At 62.1% G+C, this 15,225-nt stretch carries 11 protein-coding genes; 4 read left to right on the forward strand and 7 right to left on the reverse strand.

The features are described from left to right. Positions 1–3: 3 nt before the first annotated feature. Entirely contained in the window at positions 4–2,025 is a 2,022-nt protein-coding gene (tkt, locus tag AC2FNS_RS04750) for a transketolase (RefSeq protein WP_496679851.1), read from the reverse strand. A 235-nt stretch (positions 2,026–2,260) separates the two neighbouring features. On the opposite strand from tkt, the gene AC2FNS_RS04755 reads away from it, so the two are divergent. The 3 genes from AC2FNS_RS04755 to AC2FNS_RS04765 are packed head-to-tail and all read left to right on the forward strand — an operon-like array spanning position 2,261 to position 3,788. Continuing rightward, entirely contained in the window at positions 2,261–3,049 is a 789-nt protein-coding gene (locus AC2FNS_RS04755) for a hypothetical protein (protein ID WP_496688286.1), read from the forward strand. Beyond that, complete coding sequence (locus AC2FNS_RS04760; protein ID WP_496679855.1) at positions 3,049–3,444, forward strand: cell division protein ZapA; 396 nt, start codon at positions 3,049–3,051, stop codon at positions 3,442–3,444. Before AC2FNS_RS04755 ends, AC2FNS_RS04760 begins: the two co-directional genes overlap by 1 nt. Before the next feature lie 2 nt (positions 3,445–3,446). Beyond that, a complete protein-coding gene (locus tag AC2FNS_RS04765; RefSeq protein WP_496711161.1) occupies positions 3,447–3,788 on the forward strand; it encodes an MliC family protein in 342 nt (113 codons plus the stop codon). 9 nt (positions 3,789–3,797) lie between these two features. Here AC2FNS_RS04765 and grxD read toward each other — a convergent pair whose 3' ends face one another. From grxD to AC2FNS_RS04795, 6 genes are all read right to left on the reverse strand, one after another. Next, positions 3,798–4,160 (reverse strand): Grx4 family monothiol glutaredoxin, encoded by a 363-nt coding sequence (gene grxD, locus AC2FNS_RS04770; protein WP_496711160.1) that lies wholly within the window; start codon positions 4,158–4,160, stop codon positions 3,798–3,800. A gap of 202 nt (positions 4,161–4,362) precedes the next feature. Then, complete coding sequence (locus tag AC2FNS_RS04775) at positions 4,363–4,599, reverse strand: BolA/IbaG family iron-sulfur metabolism protein (protein ID WP_149775191.1); 237 nt, start codon at positions 4,597–4,599, stop codon at positions 4,363–4,365. Between the two features lie 138 nt (positions 4,600–4,737). Beyond that, positions 4,738–6,897, reverse strand: a complete 2,160-nt coding sequence (purL, locus tag AC2FNS_RS04780; RefSeq protein WP_496803785.1) for a phosphoribosylformylglycinamidine synthase subunit PurL — start codon at positions 6,895–6,897, stop codon at positions 4,738–4,740. A gap of 88 nt (positions 6,898–6,985) precedes the next feature. Then, positions 6,986–8,059 carry a BamA/TamA family outer membrane protein gene (locus tag AC2FNS_RS04785; RefSeq protein ID WP_496711158.1) on the reverse strand — a complete coding sequence of 358 codons (1,074 nt, stop codon included), beginning with the start codon at positions 8,057–8,059 and terminating at the stop codon, positions 6,986–6,988. 84 nt (positions 8,060–8,143) lie between these two features. Next, positions 8,144–10,417, reverse strand: a complete 2,274-nt coding sequence (locus AC2FNS_RS04790; protein WP_496679867.1) for a mechanosensitive ion channel domain-containing protein — start codon at positions 10,415–10,417, stop codon at positions 8,144–8,146. Between the two features lie 260 nt (positions 10,418–10,677). Continuing rightward, on the reverse strand, positions 10,678–11,586 hold the full coding sequence (locus tag AC2FNS_RS04795; protein ID WP_496679870.1) for a LysR family transcriptional regulator: 909 nt from the start codon (positions 11,584–11,586) through the stop codon (positions 10,678–10,680). A gap of 169 nt (positions 11,587–11,755) precedes the next feature. Here AC2FNS_RS04795 and AC2FNS_RS04800 point away from each other — a divergent pair, with 169 nt between their 5' ends. After that, positions 11,756–15,175 carry an indolepyruvate ferredoxin oxidoreductase family protein gene (locus AC2FNS_RS04800; protein ID WP_496803786.1) on the forward strand — a complete coding sequence of 1,140 codons (3,420 nt, stop codon included), beginning with the start codon at positions 11,756–11,758 and terminating at the stop codon, positions 15,173–15,175. The last annotated feature ends 50 nt before the right edge of the window (positions 15,176–15,225 follow it).

Raw genomic sequence — 15,225 nt, forward strand, 5'->3', positions numbered from 1 at the left:
GGATCAGCCCAGCAATTCCTTGACCTTTGCAACCGTTGCCTCGGCGGTGATGCCGAAATGCTTGTACAGTTCGCCGGCGGGAGCAGACGCGCCAAAGCCCGACATACCGATGAAACCGGCCTTGGCCTCGCGGCCACGCTCGCCTAGCAGCCAGCGGTCCCAGCCGCCGGCACGGACGGCGGCCTCGATGCCGACGCGGACGGGCCCGGCAGGCAGGACCTTCTTGCGATAGGCTTCGTCCTGCTCGGCGAACAGCTCCATGCAGGGCATCGAAACGACCCGGGTGCCGATCCCTTCGGCCTCGAGCATCGCTTTTGCCTCCATGGCCAGCGACACCTCGGACCCGGTGGCGATCAGGATCGCCTGACGCTTGCCCTCGGCCTCGGCCAGAACATAGGCGCCCTGGGCGGTCAGGTTCTTGGCCTTGTGCTGGGTGCGCACGGTCGGCACGCCCTGGCGGGTCAGCGACAGAACCGAGGGGCTGTCTTTGAAGGTCAGCGCCAGTTCCCAGGCCTCGGCAGTCTCGACGGTGTCGGCGGGACGGAACACATAGGTGTTCGGCGTCGCGCGCGAGATCGCCAGATGCTCGACCGGCTGGTGCGTCGGGCCGTCTTCGCCCAGACCGATCGAGTCATGGGTCATCACGAAAACGCTGGGGATCTTCATCAACGCGGCCAGGCGCATCGACGGACGCGCATAGTCGGTGAAGGCCATGAATGTGCCGCCATAGGGGCGGATGCCACCATGCAGCGCCATGCCGTTCATCGCCGCGGCCATGCCGTGTTCACGGATGCCGTAGTGGATATAGCGGCCCTTGCGGTTTTCCGGCAGGAACACACCCATATCGGCCGATTTGGTGTTGTTCGACCCGGTCAGGTCCGCCGAGCCGCCAACCGTCTCGGTCATGATCGGGTTCACGACGTTCAGCACCTTCTCCGACGAGGCGCGGGTGGCCAGCTTGGGCTGGTCTTCAGAGATCTGCTTTTTCAGTGCGCGGATCGCGCCGGCCAGCTTCTTCGGCACCTCGAACGCATAGGCACGGTTGAACTCGGCCTGCTTGCGCTCGGACAGTTGGGCGAAACGCTCTTCCCAGGCCGCGCGGTCCGCAGCGCCGCGAGCACCGATCGCTTCCCAGGCCGCTTTGACCTCGGCCGGGATTTCGAACGGACCGTAGGGCCAGCCATAGGCCTCTTTTGCGGCTTTCAGCTGTTCGGCATCGGTCAGAGCACCGTGACCTTTCGAGGTGTCCTGCGCGGCATGGCCCAAGGCGATATGGGTCTTGCAGGCGATCATCGACGGCTTTTTCGACGCCTTCGCCTCGGTGATGGCCGCGTCAATGGCCTCGGGGTCGTGACCGTCGATCTCGATTACATTCCAGCCCGAGGCCGCAAACCGGCGCACCTGGTCGGTGCGGTCGGCGATGTCCACGGTGCCGTCGATGGTGATATTGTTGTTGTCCCAGAACACGATCAGCTTGCTTAGCTCGTGCCGACCGGCCAGGGTGATCGCCTCCTGGCTGACGCCTTCCATCAGGCAGCCGTCCCCGGCGATCACATAGGTATAGTGATCGACGACCTTCTTGCCGTAATGCGCGCGCTGGATCTCTTCGGCCATGGCGAAGCCCACGGCATTGGCGATCCCTTGCCCAAGCGGGCCGGTGGTGGTTTCAACGCCGTCTAAAAGGAAGTTTTCCGGGTGGCCGGCCGTCTTGGCGCCCAACTGGCGGAAGTTCTTGATCTCGTCCAGCGTGACTTGTTCGTAGCCCGTCAGATACAGCAGCGAATAGATCAGCATCGAGCCGTGGCCGGCCGACAGGATGAACCGGTCGCGGTCGGGCCATTTGGGGGCGGATGCGTCGAATTTCAGATGCTTTTCAAACAGAACGGTCGCGACATCGGCCATGCCCATGGGCATTCCCGAATGGCCGGAATTGGCGGCCGCGACGGCATCGAGGGTCAGGGTGCGGATGGCCGCAGCCTTGGCCCAGTGTTCAGGGTTGGCATTGCGCAGCGCTGTCAGGTCCACGGATGTTTTCCTTTGGGTTACGGGCAGATTGCGCGCTGAATACCATTCACCCCTCAAAGTGCAAGCGGAACCGGCCGTGGCGCCGGGGGCGCGGTTGAACTGTGTTGTCCAAGTGTTTGAAAGCAAACACTGGGTATTTTGGCGCACATTCCGCTAGACTATGAATGAGATCGGGACGGCTTGATTCGGCCGGCGTAAGAAGAGAGCGAACCTTGGCAAAAGGGCAACAGGGGCAATGAGTCAGATCGAAGACCTTCACAGACGCATCACCGCCGCGATGGACCGGATCGGTGCCGGGATCGAGGCGATGCAGGCCGGAGGGGATGGCGGCGACGGCAAATTGCGGGTCGCGCTGGACGAAGAGCGTCTGGCCAACGCGCAGTTGGAGGAACGCCTGAAATCCGTCAAGGAGCGCTATGAGCAGGAAATCGACGCCTTGCGCGGGCAACTGGGCGAGGCCAAGTCCCAGCTTGCGGCGGTCGAAGCCGCGCGGGCCGAACTGGCCGAGGCCAAGGCCGCGCTGGAAAACCAGGATGAATTGGCGGCGTTGAAATCCGAGATCGAGAGCCTGCGGACCCGCCCGGATGACAGCGAGGAACTTGCCCAGCTACGCGCCGAGGTCGAGCGCTTGAAGCCATCAGAAGAAAAGGTCGAGGTGATGCGGAGCGAGATCGCCCGGCTCAAGGCGGAATTGGCCGACGGCGAACGTGTGGCCGAGCTGAACGCCGAGCTCGAGATGCTGCGCGCCGAACGGGTGAGCCACGGCGCGGCGATGTCGCGCCTCGATGACGATCTTCAGCGTCTGCGCAAGGCCAACGCCCAGTTGCAGGAAACCGTAGAAGAGCTGCGCAAAGCAGTCGCGGACGGGTTGCCCGATGCCGAGCTGCTGAACCGCGCGACCGAGGCCGAGCTTGAAGCAATCCGCGCCGCGCGGGCCACGGATGCGGCAGAGGCCCACGCGGTTCTGGCCCGGCTCGAGCCGCTGCTGACCCATGCCAACCTTGCCGAAGGAGAGGTGGAGTAATGCCGGAAGTGACCATTCATATCGGCGGGCGCGGTTTCGAAGTCTCGTGCCGGGACGGGGAAGAGCCGTTCCTGCATGCCGCAGCCAAGCTGCTGGATGATGAAGCGCAGGTTCTGACCGACCAGATCGGACGCATGCCGGAATCCCGCATGCTGTTGATGGCGGGGCTGATGCTGGCCGACAAGGCTGCGGCGTCCGATGACAGGATCAAGGCGCTGGAGGCGCAACTGGCCGAGGCGCAGGCGGAACTGGACAGTCTGCGCAACGCACCGCCGCCCGAACCCGAGCGGGTCGAAGTGGCCGTTGTGCCGCCCTCGGTGACGGACACGCTTGCCGAGTTGGCGGCGCGTGCCGAGTCACTGGCGGAAATGGTTGCCGAGAAGTCAGGGAAATGAAAATGGGCCGTCTGACTGTTTTGGCCGGTATGGCTACACTGTGCGCGTCCATGGCGCAGGCTCAGATCGACATCTTGCCGGTCACCTTCACCTGCGAAGGTGGGGTTGAGCTTGCGCTCACGTATTTCAACCCACCCGAGGGTGACGGGGCAGCGGCCATGGTGGTGGACGGTCAGTTGATCGCCTTGCGGCAGGTTCCGAGTGGATCGGGTATCCGATACGAGTCGGTCGGCGGGCAGGGGACCTATGTTCTGCGGTCCAAAGGCTGGGATGCGGTTATCAGTTTCGCCGCGGCCGGGGCCGGCAGCGAAACCGATGTTCTGAAGGGCTGTACAAGCCGCTAAGCCGCAGGCTCAGGCGTTGGCTTCGCGGATCTTGTCGGCGGCTTCCTTGTTGTAAGCCACGCCGTTTTCATCGAAAAGGGTGTCCAACTCGCCCGAAAGGGTCATCTCGGTGACGATGTCGCATCCGCCGACGAATTCGCCTTTGACATACAGCTGCGGAACGGTCGGCCAGTCTGAATAGTCCTTGATGCCCTGACGAATGTTCTCGTCGGCCAGAACGTTCACATCTACATAATCCACGCCCATGTAGTTCAGAACGCCTGCCACGCGCGAGGAGAACCCACACTGCGGGATCTCCTTGGTGCCCTTCATGTACAGCACCACGTCGTTGTTCTTGACGGTTTCATCGATCTGGGTCTTCACGTCGGTCATTTCGCGTTTCCTAGGCTGGGCCCGCCGCGGCGGCGGGCAGTCATTTTACGTGGTGGTCGCTCCACCGTTTGTCGGCTTTCAGGTTCTTGACGGGCTCCCGGTTCGGTTCATTGGCTTTCGTCATTTCGCCCGATTCCCGGGAAGGTTTCTCGGTACTTTCTGCATCAGACCAGTCGACGGGTCTTGTTGCGTTTGCTCCGGGTTACTCCGGTGCGCGGGTGGTCAGGGCCAGCGCGTGAAGTTCTCCGTCAGGGCCATCCATCTTGCCCTTAAGCGCCGCATAGACGGCGCGCTGCTGCTGCACCCGGTTCTTGCCGCGAAAGCTCTCGTCCACGACCATCGCGGACATGTGCACGCCGTCACTTCCCCCGACCTTGATGTCCGCGTTCGGAAAGGCCTCGCGCAGCAGGGTTTCGATTTCATGAGCGCTCATCGGCATGTAGGTTCTCCTGAAGGTCTTTCCCAAGATGTAGAGCGATGCCAAAGCCCGTGCAAGGGGGCGCGGGCAAAGGCGAAACAAGCACCCTGCGCCAGTTCGGCAGGCGCAGGTTCGGTGCGTAAAGGGTGTGAACGAGGCTCAGGCTACGGCCTCGGCAAAGCTGGTGCGATAGATCGTCGACAACTCGGCCAGAGGGGCCTCGGACGAGCCGATGCGCACGGTGTCGCCGGAAAAGCGGCCGACGCTGGTGATGGGCACACCGGCCTGGCCTGCGGCGATCATCAGAGCTTCGGCCTGATCGAAATTGCAGGCCACAAGGTACCGGCCCTGATCCTCTCCAAACAGGAATTCTGTCGAAGCGTCCTCAAGATGCACGCCGACGCCGGACCCTTCGGCCAGTTCGAAAGCGGCAAGCGCCAGCCCGCCATCGCTGAGGTCGGTGCAGGCCTTGATCAGGTGACGGTTGGCGCGGATGAAATCGCCGTTGCGTTTCTCGGCGTCCAGATCCACATGCGGGGCGTCGCCGTCCTCGCGGTTGAAGACCTCGGCCAGCAGCGCCGACTGGCCCAGGTGGCCCTTGGTTTCGCCGATCACCAGCGCTACGTGGCCTTCGCGCACTTCGCTGCCGATGATCTCGTCGGTGTGCTGCAAGAGCCCGACGGCACCAATGGTCGGTGTGGGCAGGATCGCCTGACCGTCTGTTTCGTTGTAGAGCGACACGTTTCCGGACACGATCGGCATGTCGAGCGCCGAACAGGCCGCTCCGATGCCCTTGATGGCGCCGACGAACTGGCCCATGATCTCGGGCTTTTCGGGATTGCCGAAGTTCAGGTTGTCGGTGGTGGCCAGCGGCTTGGCGCCCACGGCGGTCAGGTTGCGATAGGCTTCGGCCACAGCCTGTTTGCCGCCTTCCTCGGGGTTGGCGCGCACGTATCGAGGGGTCACGTCCGAGGTGAAGGCCAGCACCTTGTCCGTGCCGTGCACGCGGACCATGCCGGCGCCCAGGCCGGGGGTTCGGAGGGTGTCGGCCATGACCATCGTGTCGTATTGCTCATAGACCCACTGCTTGGCCGCGTAGTTGGGCGAGGAGATGAGTGCGCGCAACCCGTCGATCGGGTCGATCTGCGGCACTTCGGCCATCTCTTCGGCGACAGGGGTCGGAACCCATGGACGGTCGTATTCCGGCGCACGGCCCGACAGCGGCGAAAGCGGCAGGTCGGCTTTGACCTCGTTTCCGTGCATGATCAGGAAACGGTCCTCGGCGATTGTTTCGCCAACGATGGCAAAATCCAGGTCCCATTTCTCGAATACGGCCCGAGCCTCGGCCTCGAGCTCGGGCTTCAGCACCATCAGCATGCGTTCCTGGGACTCGGACAGCATCATCTCGTAGGCGGTCATGTTCTCTTCGCGCTGGGGCACGCGGTCGAGGTCGAGCTTGATGCCCAGCTTGCCCTTGTCGCCCATTTCCACCGCGGAACAGGTCAGGCCAGCCGCGCCCATGTCCTGAATCGAAATCACGGCGCCGGTCTGCATCAGTTCCAGCGTCGCCTCCATCAGGCGTTTTTCGGTGAAGGGGTCACCGACCTGCACGGTCGGGCGCTTTTCCTCGATCGTGTCGTCAAATTCGGCTGAGGCCATCGTGGCGCCGCCCACGCCGTCGCGGCCGGTTTTGGCGCCCAGATAGACAACGGGCATGCCCAAGCCCGACGCGGCCGAGTAGAAGATCTTGTCGGCATCGGCCAGCCCGGCGGCAAAGGCGTTCACGAGGCAGTTGCCGTTATAGGCCTGGTGGAACCGCACCTCGCCGCCTACGGTCGGTACGCCGAAACAGTTGCCGTAGCCACCGATGCCTTCCACCACGCCGTTGACCAGCTGGCGGGTCTTGGGGTGGTCGGGTTCACCGAAGGACAGCGCGTTCATCGCCGCGATGGGCCGTGCGCCCATGGTGAACACGTCGCGCAGGATGCCGCCCACGCCGGTTGCCGCGCCCTGATAAGGTTCGATGTACGAGGGGTGGTTGTGGCTTTCCATCTTGAAGACCACGGCCTGCCCGTCGCCGATATCGACCACACCGGCGTTTTCACCCGGGCCGCAGATCACCTGGGGGCCCGAGGTAGGGAGGGTGCGTAGCCATTTCTTCGAGGACTTGTAGGAACAGTGCTCGTTCCACATGGCCGAGAAAATCCCCAGCTCGGTAAAGGTCGGCTCGCGCCCGATAATCTCGAGGATCATGTCGTATTCTTCGGGCTTCAACCCGTGCGCGGCAATCAGTTCCGGTGTGATGGCGGGCTCTTGCATTGTCTGTCCTGTCCCCAAGCTGGCCGATATTGCGCGCCTTTTAGGGCAAGGGCGCGCCGGGGGAAAGGGCCAAGAACGCGCAGCCGTGTCAGAACCGCTGTCCGACATAGATGTAGAGGTTGTCCTCCTGCTGGTCGTTGCGGCTTACATCTATCGAGAAATCGAGCGGAAATTTCTTGGAAACCCGGTAACGCGCGCCGATCCCGTAGGCCGAATTGGTGCCGTTGTCGCTCAGATCGCTGAAACTCTGGCCGGTTTGTCCCACGCCAGCAAAGGCGATGAGGCCGATGCGCTCGCCCACCCGCTGGCGAAGCTCGACCTGCAGAGAAGCCGAGCGCAGATCGAGAAGCTGGGTTGCCGAAAACCCGCGGAAGGCATCCACCGTTCCGATGCCGCATTGATCGAAGAACGGTGTCTCGGACGAAGCGGCGCACACAGATAGCCGGCTGGCGATGACACCGTCGGCCCAGGGGCTCAGGTAAAACGTGTAGTTGAGGTAGGACTTGGAATAATCCTGCACCAGCCCGCTGAGCCCGTAGCCCTGTGATGCTTCGAAATGCAGGACTTGGCCGCTGGTCGGGTAAATCGTGTCATCCCGTGTATCCCAGTCGGACACCAGGCCCAAATTCCCAACCTCGACATTCAGAAACTGGTCGAAGGGAGGTGGGATCGGCGGCAGTCCCGCAAAGGCGGGGGTGATGGTCGTGTCGAGATACCGGAAGGTCACGCCGAAGGACAGGTCAGGCGTTACCCCATAGGACAGCCCGAGCCTACCCAGAAAACCGTCCTGACGGATGGGGATCACACCAACCCCGGTGAAAAGGTCGTATTGGACGTCTGCTGTCCCGTAGAGTGCCTCGATGATCCAACGGTTGTTGTCCATATTGAGTTTGAATGCACCGGCTGCGGCCATGCTGCCATTGCCGGAGCGCAATCCACCGGCACCTATCACCGAAGGGTTGGATCCTTCGTCCATCTGGAAAAGATACCCAGCGCCCAGAATGAGGCCGGAACCGATTGTAGGGTTCGAAAAAGGAATTGGGGCGACGACGATCGATCCTCGCTGAAATCCGACGATTTCGTCTTCGGTGTAGTCGTCCAGAACTCCGAGGTTCTTTTCGAGGACACTATTGGCGTCCTGCGCCGCCGCTGCACTTGCCAAGGCGACGCCTGCGCTTGCGAGAAGCGGCCTGACTAGCGATCGCAACACGCGGACACCACTGTCTTTGCGCTTGGGCACACAGTCCTATTTCTTTCCCTGCTGTTGCTGCTCGGCCTGTTGTTCGGCCTGCTGAGTTGCGATTTCACCGGCAGCCGCACTGATGGCCGCTTTCTGTTCATCTGAAAGATGTTCCGTCTCCTCTAGGCCCGGGATCGCAACGCGGACCTCGCGGCGGGCGAACTCGATGCCGTTTTCGTTGAAGGCGGCCTTCACCCGATTGAAGATCTCTTTGCGCAGGGTGAACTGCTTGCCTGGCTTGGCCATGAACTTGCCGCGGATGATCATTCCGACATCGTCGAAATCGAACACGCCCTGCGATTTGAAGGGCTGCAGGAAACCGTCCTTGTGAACCGGGTCCTCCATCATCTCGGCACCGATCTTCTTGAAGATCTTCTTGACCTTGTTCGGATCGGTGTCGAAGGGCACGGTAAACTTCAGCTTCATGATGACCCAGTCGCGGCTGTAGTTCGTTAGTTTCTGGATCTCGCCATAGGGAATGGTGTGCACCGGGCCGCGATGGTGGCGCAGTTGCATCGAGCGGATCGAGATCTTTTCGACCGTGCCGGTGGTACCGCCCACGTCGACATATTCACCGACTCGGAAAGCATCGTCGATCAGAAAGAAGATGCCGCCCACGATGTCCGAGACCAGTTTCTGCGCGCCAAAACCGATGGCCAGGCCCAAAATGCCGGCACCGGCCAGAAGCGGCGTGATGTCCAGGCCCAGCGCGCCCAGCGCCAGCAGGGCGAAGATCACCGAGATCGCGACCTGAGCTGTCACGCGCAGCAAAGGCAGAACCGTGGCCAGGCGCGAGCCGCCGGCACCGCCGCCTTCGCCGGCTTCCTCGTCGGGGCTCTGCTCCGAGGCTGTCTGCTCCTTGGCCAGGCGGCGGTTGATCCAGAGCGAGACCACCTCGTTCAGGATGTAGCCGACCGCGATGATGATGAAGAACTGAACCAGCTTGCTGCCCGTTTCAGAATCTCCGCCCGCGATTTCCTGCAGGTCCAGATCCCATGCGTTGGCGATCATCAAGACGACCAAAACGCCGGCCAGAACGCGCCCGATGCGGATATAGCTGCGCTTGGTTGCCCTGTACGCGCGTTCGGCGACCGGCCCGTCACCGATCATCGGCGGCAACAGATGGCGGGTCAGTCCGCGGATGAAGGTATCGAGCGCCGGCGCGATCAGCAGCCAGAACATGGTGACGTAATGCGCGCCCCCCGCCAGCAGGGCGAATACCCGCGGGTCGCGTTGCGCGGCGAGGAATTCGACCAGCAGCCAGGTGCCGATGGAAACGGCAATGGCGAAATAGGGATAGTAACGCGCCACCTCTTCGTCGAACTGTGTGCGATCTGGGTCCGAGCCGCGCATCATTTCGGTCAGCCCTTCGCGGGCCGTCCAGGCCATTACGGCGATGTAGATGTGGATCGAGGTGTTCAGCCAGAACCCCAGCCGCGACTCGCCCGGCTGCACGCCGTTCATCATGTTGAAATCCAGGATGAACATGGTGAAGCCGATCAGCAGAAATAGACCGATCAGGTTGCGATGCAGGTACTTGGCCCATTTGTCGTCGATACTGACCAGCCGCAGCCGGGGCTGCTGTGGGGCAAGGATGAACCGCGAGATCGCCGCCCCCAGCCGCGGGAACCAGATCAGATAGAACACGAAGGGCCCCGCCTGTTCGATTTGCGCATCGTCCAGAAATCGGCGGCCAACGAAAACCAGCGTGTAGTAAAAGACCAGCAGGCCCAAAAACTCGCCGCAGAAGCGTTTGAACAGGTAAAGCACTGCGCCCTTGAGGTCCGAGGACGCGTCTTCGGGGATCAGCCGGATCCAGCGGCGGGTCCACAGGCCGAACAGCTTTTCAGCCGCATACCCGATCGCAAGCGCCAGAAAGGTGAACCCGAACAGGGTCATGAGGCCGTTTGCGCCGAATTTGTTGCCGAAATTGGAGAAGGCCTCGACCTGGGCCGATATCAGAACCGGGACCTTGCGGATCACGTCCATCCATGATGCCGCCATCTGGCTGGCTGAGTCCGAAATGGTCTGAATCAGGCCGCGCTTTGTGCTCTGCTGTTCGGCTTGCTGCCTTGCGACCGCGTCCAACCGTTCCAGCAGGATGGCGCGCACCTGGTCGTCGGACATACGGGCGACCAAGTCATCGACTTGTTCGGGAGTCAGATCTTCGGGAATCGACACCGGGGCGGCGGAACTGCCGGTCTCTTGGGCCGCTGCGGGTAGGGTCAGCATGAGGGCCGAAACCGCCGCCATCAGAATACGCAAGAAATGTGTTGCCATTATTCCCTCGATCACAAAATGATTGTTTTTCGCGATCATAGGCAGCGCAGAGCGCATTTTACAAACAAAACGCGACCGGATGCGGCGTTGATGAAAAAAAAGGCCGAGCACTAAGCTCGGCCGTAGTCCAACAGGGAGGTATGAAGATGATGAGCGTTTCAGCATCATCGCCTTCGAGTGGTCATTTAGGGATCAGTTTTTGAACGATCAAGAATTTTTTGCACGTGAGTCTTCATGGCCGCTATGCGATTCGTGCATGGCTAAAGCTTTCCCAGCTCTTTCAGATGCTTGCGGTGCGCGATGATCTCCTCCTGCACGAAGTCACGGAAAGCTGCGACCCGTTTCGAGTGACGTAGTTCCTCGGGATACGCCAGGTAGACAGGCACCTCGGCGGTTTCGATATCCGACAGAATTGGAACCAAGTTGGGAAAATCTTCGGTTACGTAGTCAGGCAAAACACCAATGCCAAGGTTGTTCAGCACACCTTGAAGGACGCCGAAATAGTTGTTTACGGTCAGCAACGAACTGGGCTCATACGTCATAAGATGGCTGACCATCGTGGCTCCGACGCCAACTTGCGGGGCCGAGGGTGTCTGGCAAATCAGACGGTGCTTGGAAATGTCTTCCAGCGTTTGTGGCGCTCCGCCGTGCATCTCGAGGTATTCAGGCGTTGCATAGAGCATCATCCGAACGGTCATCAGGCGTTTGCGCACCAGATCGGCCTGGCTGGGTTCCTTCATGCGGATCGCGACATCGGCCTCGCGCATGGGCAGGTCGAGGACGCGCTCTTCCAGCATCAAATCGATGTTGAGATCGGGGTATTGTTCGTACAGTTTCGGCAGGCGTGGGGCGAGCCACAGCGTGCCGAAGCCGAATGTGGTGGTGACGCGCAGGACGCCAAACACCTCTTCTTCGCTGTCGCGGATGCGGGCGGCGGCAGTTTCCAGCCGCTTGGACATGGCGGTGGTGGCATCGAACAAAAGCTCGCCCTGTTCGGTCAGAATCAGGCCGCGCGCGTGGCGATGAAACAGCGTGGCGCCCAACGCCTCTTCCAAGGCACGAATCTGGCGGCTGACGGCGGATTGGGACAGGTTCAGCTTGTCGCCGGCATGCGTGAGGCTGCCGGCATCCGCCACCGCGTGAAAGATTCTGAGCTTGTCCCAATTCATCGTCGCAACTTTCGTTATGTTTTCGCAGAACTATATGAAACAGGTAGCAAGTTCCACATTCAAAGGCGGAAATCGTTACGCTGCAGGGGGATTTTCCTATACAGGTCAGAAATTGTGACCTAAAATGACGGCAAATGCAGCACACTGTTCCGACGTGGGGAGGCGTCTGATGAGTCAGCCAAAGATTTCGCTCAACGACCGTTTCGATCTGACCAAAAGCCCGGTTCTGCTGAACGGCACGCAGGCGCTGGTGCGCCTGATGCTGATGCAGAAGGAACGCGACCGGGCGGCGGGCCTCAATACTGCCGGTCTGGTCACTGGTTACCGGGGTTCGCCTTTGGGGGCGGTCGACCTGCAGATGTCGCGTGCGCAGAAGCAGCTGGCCGAAAACGACGTGGTGTTCCAGTACGGCCTGAACGAGGACCTGGCCGCGACGGCGCTGTGGGGCAGCCAGCAGGCGGGTCTGCGCGGCGATGGAAAGTATGACGGCGTGTTTGGCCTGTGGTACGGCAAGGGGCCGGGTGTGGACCGGTCGGGCGACGTCATGCGTCACGCCAACATGGCCGGAACCGCCAAGCACGGCGGCGTTCTGATGGCGATGGGCGACGACCACACCGGCGAAAGCTCGACCGTGCTGCACCAATCTGAATGGTCGATGGTCGACATGTACATGCCCGTGGTCAGCCCGGCCGGGGTGCAGGAAATCCTCGACTATGGAATCTACGGCTTTGCGCTCAGCCGGTTTGCCGGGGTCTGGGTCGGGCTCAAGACGATGAAGGATACGATCGAGGTGACCTCGGTCGTGGATGGCCGGCCCGATAGGATGCAGCTGGTGACGCCGGAATTCGACATGCCCGAGGGCGGGCTGAACATCCGTCTGGGCGACACGCCGCACCTGCAGGAGGCGCGGATCATCGACTACAAGCGGTTCGCGGCCGAAGTGTTCTCGCACGCCAACCGGATGGACCGGCGGGTCTGGGGCAAGCCCGGGGCCAAGATCGGCATTGCCGCGGCGGGCAAGAACTGGCTGGACCTGGTGCACGCCATGTCGCTGCTGAACATCGACGAGGCCGAGGCCGAACGGCTGGGTATCACCACCTACAAGATCGGCCAGACCTTCCCGTTGGACATGAAGGGGTTCCATGATTGGGCCGAGGGGCTGGACCTGATCATCATCGTCGAAGAAAAGCGCAAGCTGATCGAAGTGCAGGTCAAAGAGGCGATCTTTGATGACCGTCGCGGACGTCGCGTGTACGGCTGGTACAAGGGCGGGGCAGGCACGCTGCACCGCGAAGAGCTGTTCCCGACCCGTGGGGCGCTTGATCCGATCATGATCGCCGAGAAGCTGGGCGAGATCCTAATCGAGGAAGGTCGCGAAACCGACGGAATCCACGCAGGGCTGGCCAGCCTGCACGAGGCCCGCCGCAACGACAACGCGCAGGAGATCGCGACGCGGCTGCCCTATTTCTGCTCGGGCTGTCCGCACAATAGCTCGACCAAGGTGCCCGAAGGTAGCCGGGCCTACGCCGGGATCGGCTGTCACTACATGGTGCAGTGGATGGATCGAGAGACCACCGGCTTTACCCAGATGGGCGGCGAAGGCGCCAACTGGATCGGTGAGGCGCCGTTCTCGACTACGAAACACGTGTTCCAGAACCTGGGCGATGGCACCTACAACCATTCGGGCGTTCAGGCGATCCGGGCGGCGCTGGCGGCCGGAACCAACATCACCTTCAAGATCCTGTTCAACGATGCGGTCGCCATGACCGGCGGGCAGGAGAACGAGGGCCATTTGACCGCCGAGCGCATTGTGCGCGAGGTCAAGGCCATGGGCGTCCAGCATGTGGCCGTCGTCTATGACGAGAAGGAAGACGTGAACTTCAAGGCGCTGCCCGGCGACGTGGAAATCCACGAACGGGCCGAGCTGATGGCGGTTCAGAACAAGTTCCGCGAGATCGAAGGCGTGTCGGTCATCGTCTACGTCCAGACCTGCGCCGCCGAGAAACGCCGCCGCCGCAAGCGCGGCACCTTCCCGGACCCGGACAAGCGCGTCTTCATCAACTCGGACATCTGCGAAGGCTGCGGCGATTGCGGGGTGCAGTCGAACTGTGTCTCGATCGTGCCCAAGGAAACCGAGCTGGGACGCAAGCGGGCGATCGACCAGTCCAGCTGCAATAAGGATTTCTCGTGCCTCAACGGGTTCTGTCCGTCCTTCGTCACGCTGGAAGGTGCCAAGATCCGCAAGGAAGCCACCACCGAAATCGACATCCCCCATCTGCCGCAGCCGGTTCTGCCGCAGATCGAGGGCACGCATAACGTGGTCATCACGGGCGTCGGCGGCACCGGAGTCGTGACCATCGGGGCGGTTCTGGCGCAGGCCGCGCAGATCGACGGCAAAGGCGCGGGCATGATGGAAATGGCCGGGTTGGCGCAGAAGGGGGGCGCGGTGCACATCCACTGTCGCCTGGCCAACAAGCCCGAGGACATCAGCGCCATTCGCGTGGCCACCGGCGAGGCGCATGCGCTGATCGGCGGCGACCTCGTGGTGTCGGCCGGGGCCAAGACGCTGGGGCTGACGCGCACTGGTCAGACCGGCGCGGTGGTCAACAGTCACGAGATCATCACCGGCGATTTCACCCGCAACACCGAGTTCCACATTCCGGTCGACCGGCTGGAATTAGCGCTCGAGGCGCGGCTGAAGGACGGGCTGGCCCTGTTCGACGCGACCGAGCTGGCACGCGCGGTGATGGGCGACTCGATCTATTCCAACATGATGGTGTTCGGGGCGGCGTGGCAGCGCGGTCTGCTGCCGGTCAGCCATGAGGCGATTATGACCGCGATCGAGCTGAACGGCGCCGCGGTCGAGCGCAACAAGCGCGCCTTCGAGGTCGGCCGCTGGGCGGTTCTTCACCCCGAGGAAGTGGCGCGCATCGTGGCCCCCACGGTGACCGAGTTGCCCAAGACGCCCGAGCAGGCCATCGCGTTCCGCGCCGATCATCTGGTGGCCTATCAGGGCAAACGGTTGTCCAAACGCTATCTCAAGCTGGTCGAGTCGATCGAAGACCCGAAGGTCCGGGATGCCGTCGCGCGTGGCTATCACAAGCTATTGTCCTACAAGGACGAATATGAAGTGGCCCGCCTGCTGCTGGACAGCCGCGACAAGGCCGCCGCCGAATTTGACGGCGACATCAAGATGACCTTCCACCTTGCTCCGCCGATCCTGGGAGGCAAAGGGCCGGACGGGCGTCCGCGCAAACGGCAATTCGGCGAATGGCTTCTGTGGTCGATGAAGGTTCTGGCCAAGCTGAAGGGGCTACGTGGCACGCCGCTGGACGTCTTCGGTTATACCGCGGAGCGCCGGATGGAGCGGGCCTTGATCCGTCAGTACGAGAAGGACATGAAAGAGGTCCTGCCCAAGCTGGATGACAACACCCGCGATGCGATTGTCGCGCTGGCGCGGTTGCCGCTGGACATCCGCGGTTTCGGTCCGGTATTGGCCGCCAACGAAGCCAAGGCCGCCAAGCGGCGTGAGGAACTTCTGGCCGTGATCCGGCAGGGAGGGACCGAGACGCGGGCTGCGGCCGAGTAACGTCACATCGGTGTCACGGAGGCGCGGTAGGATCAGTGTCCGCGCCGTCC

The sequence above is a fragment of the Ruegeria sp. BHSA191 genome (genome assembly GCF_059613325.1).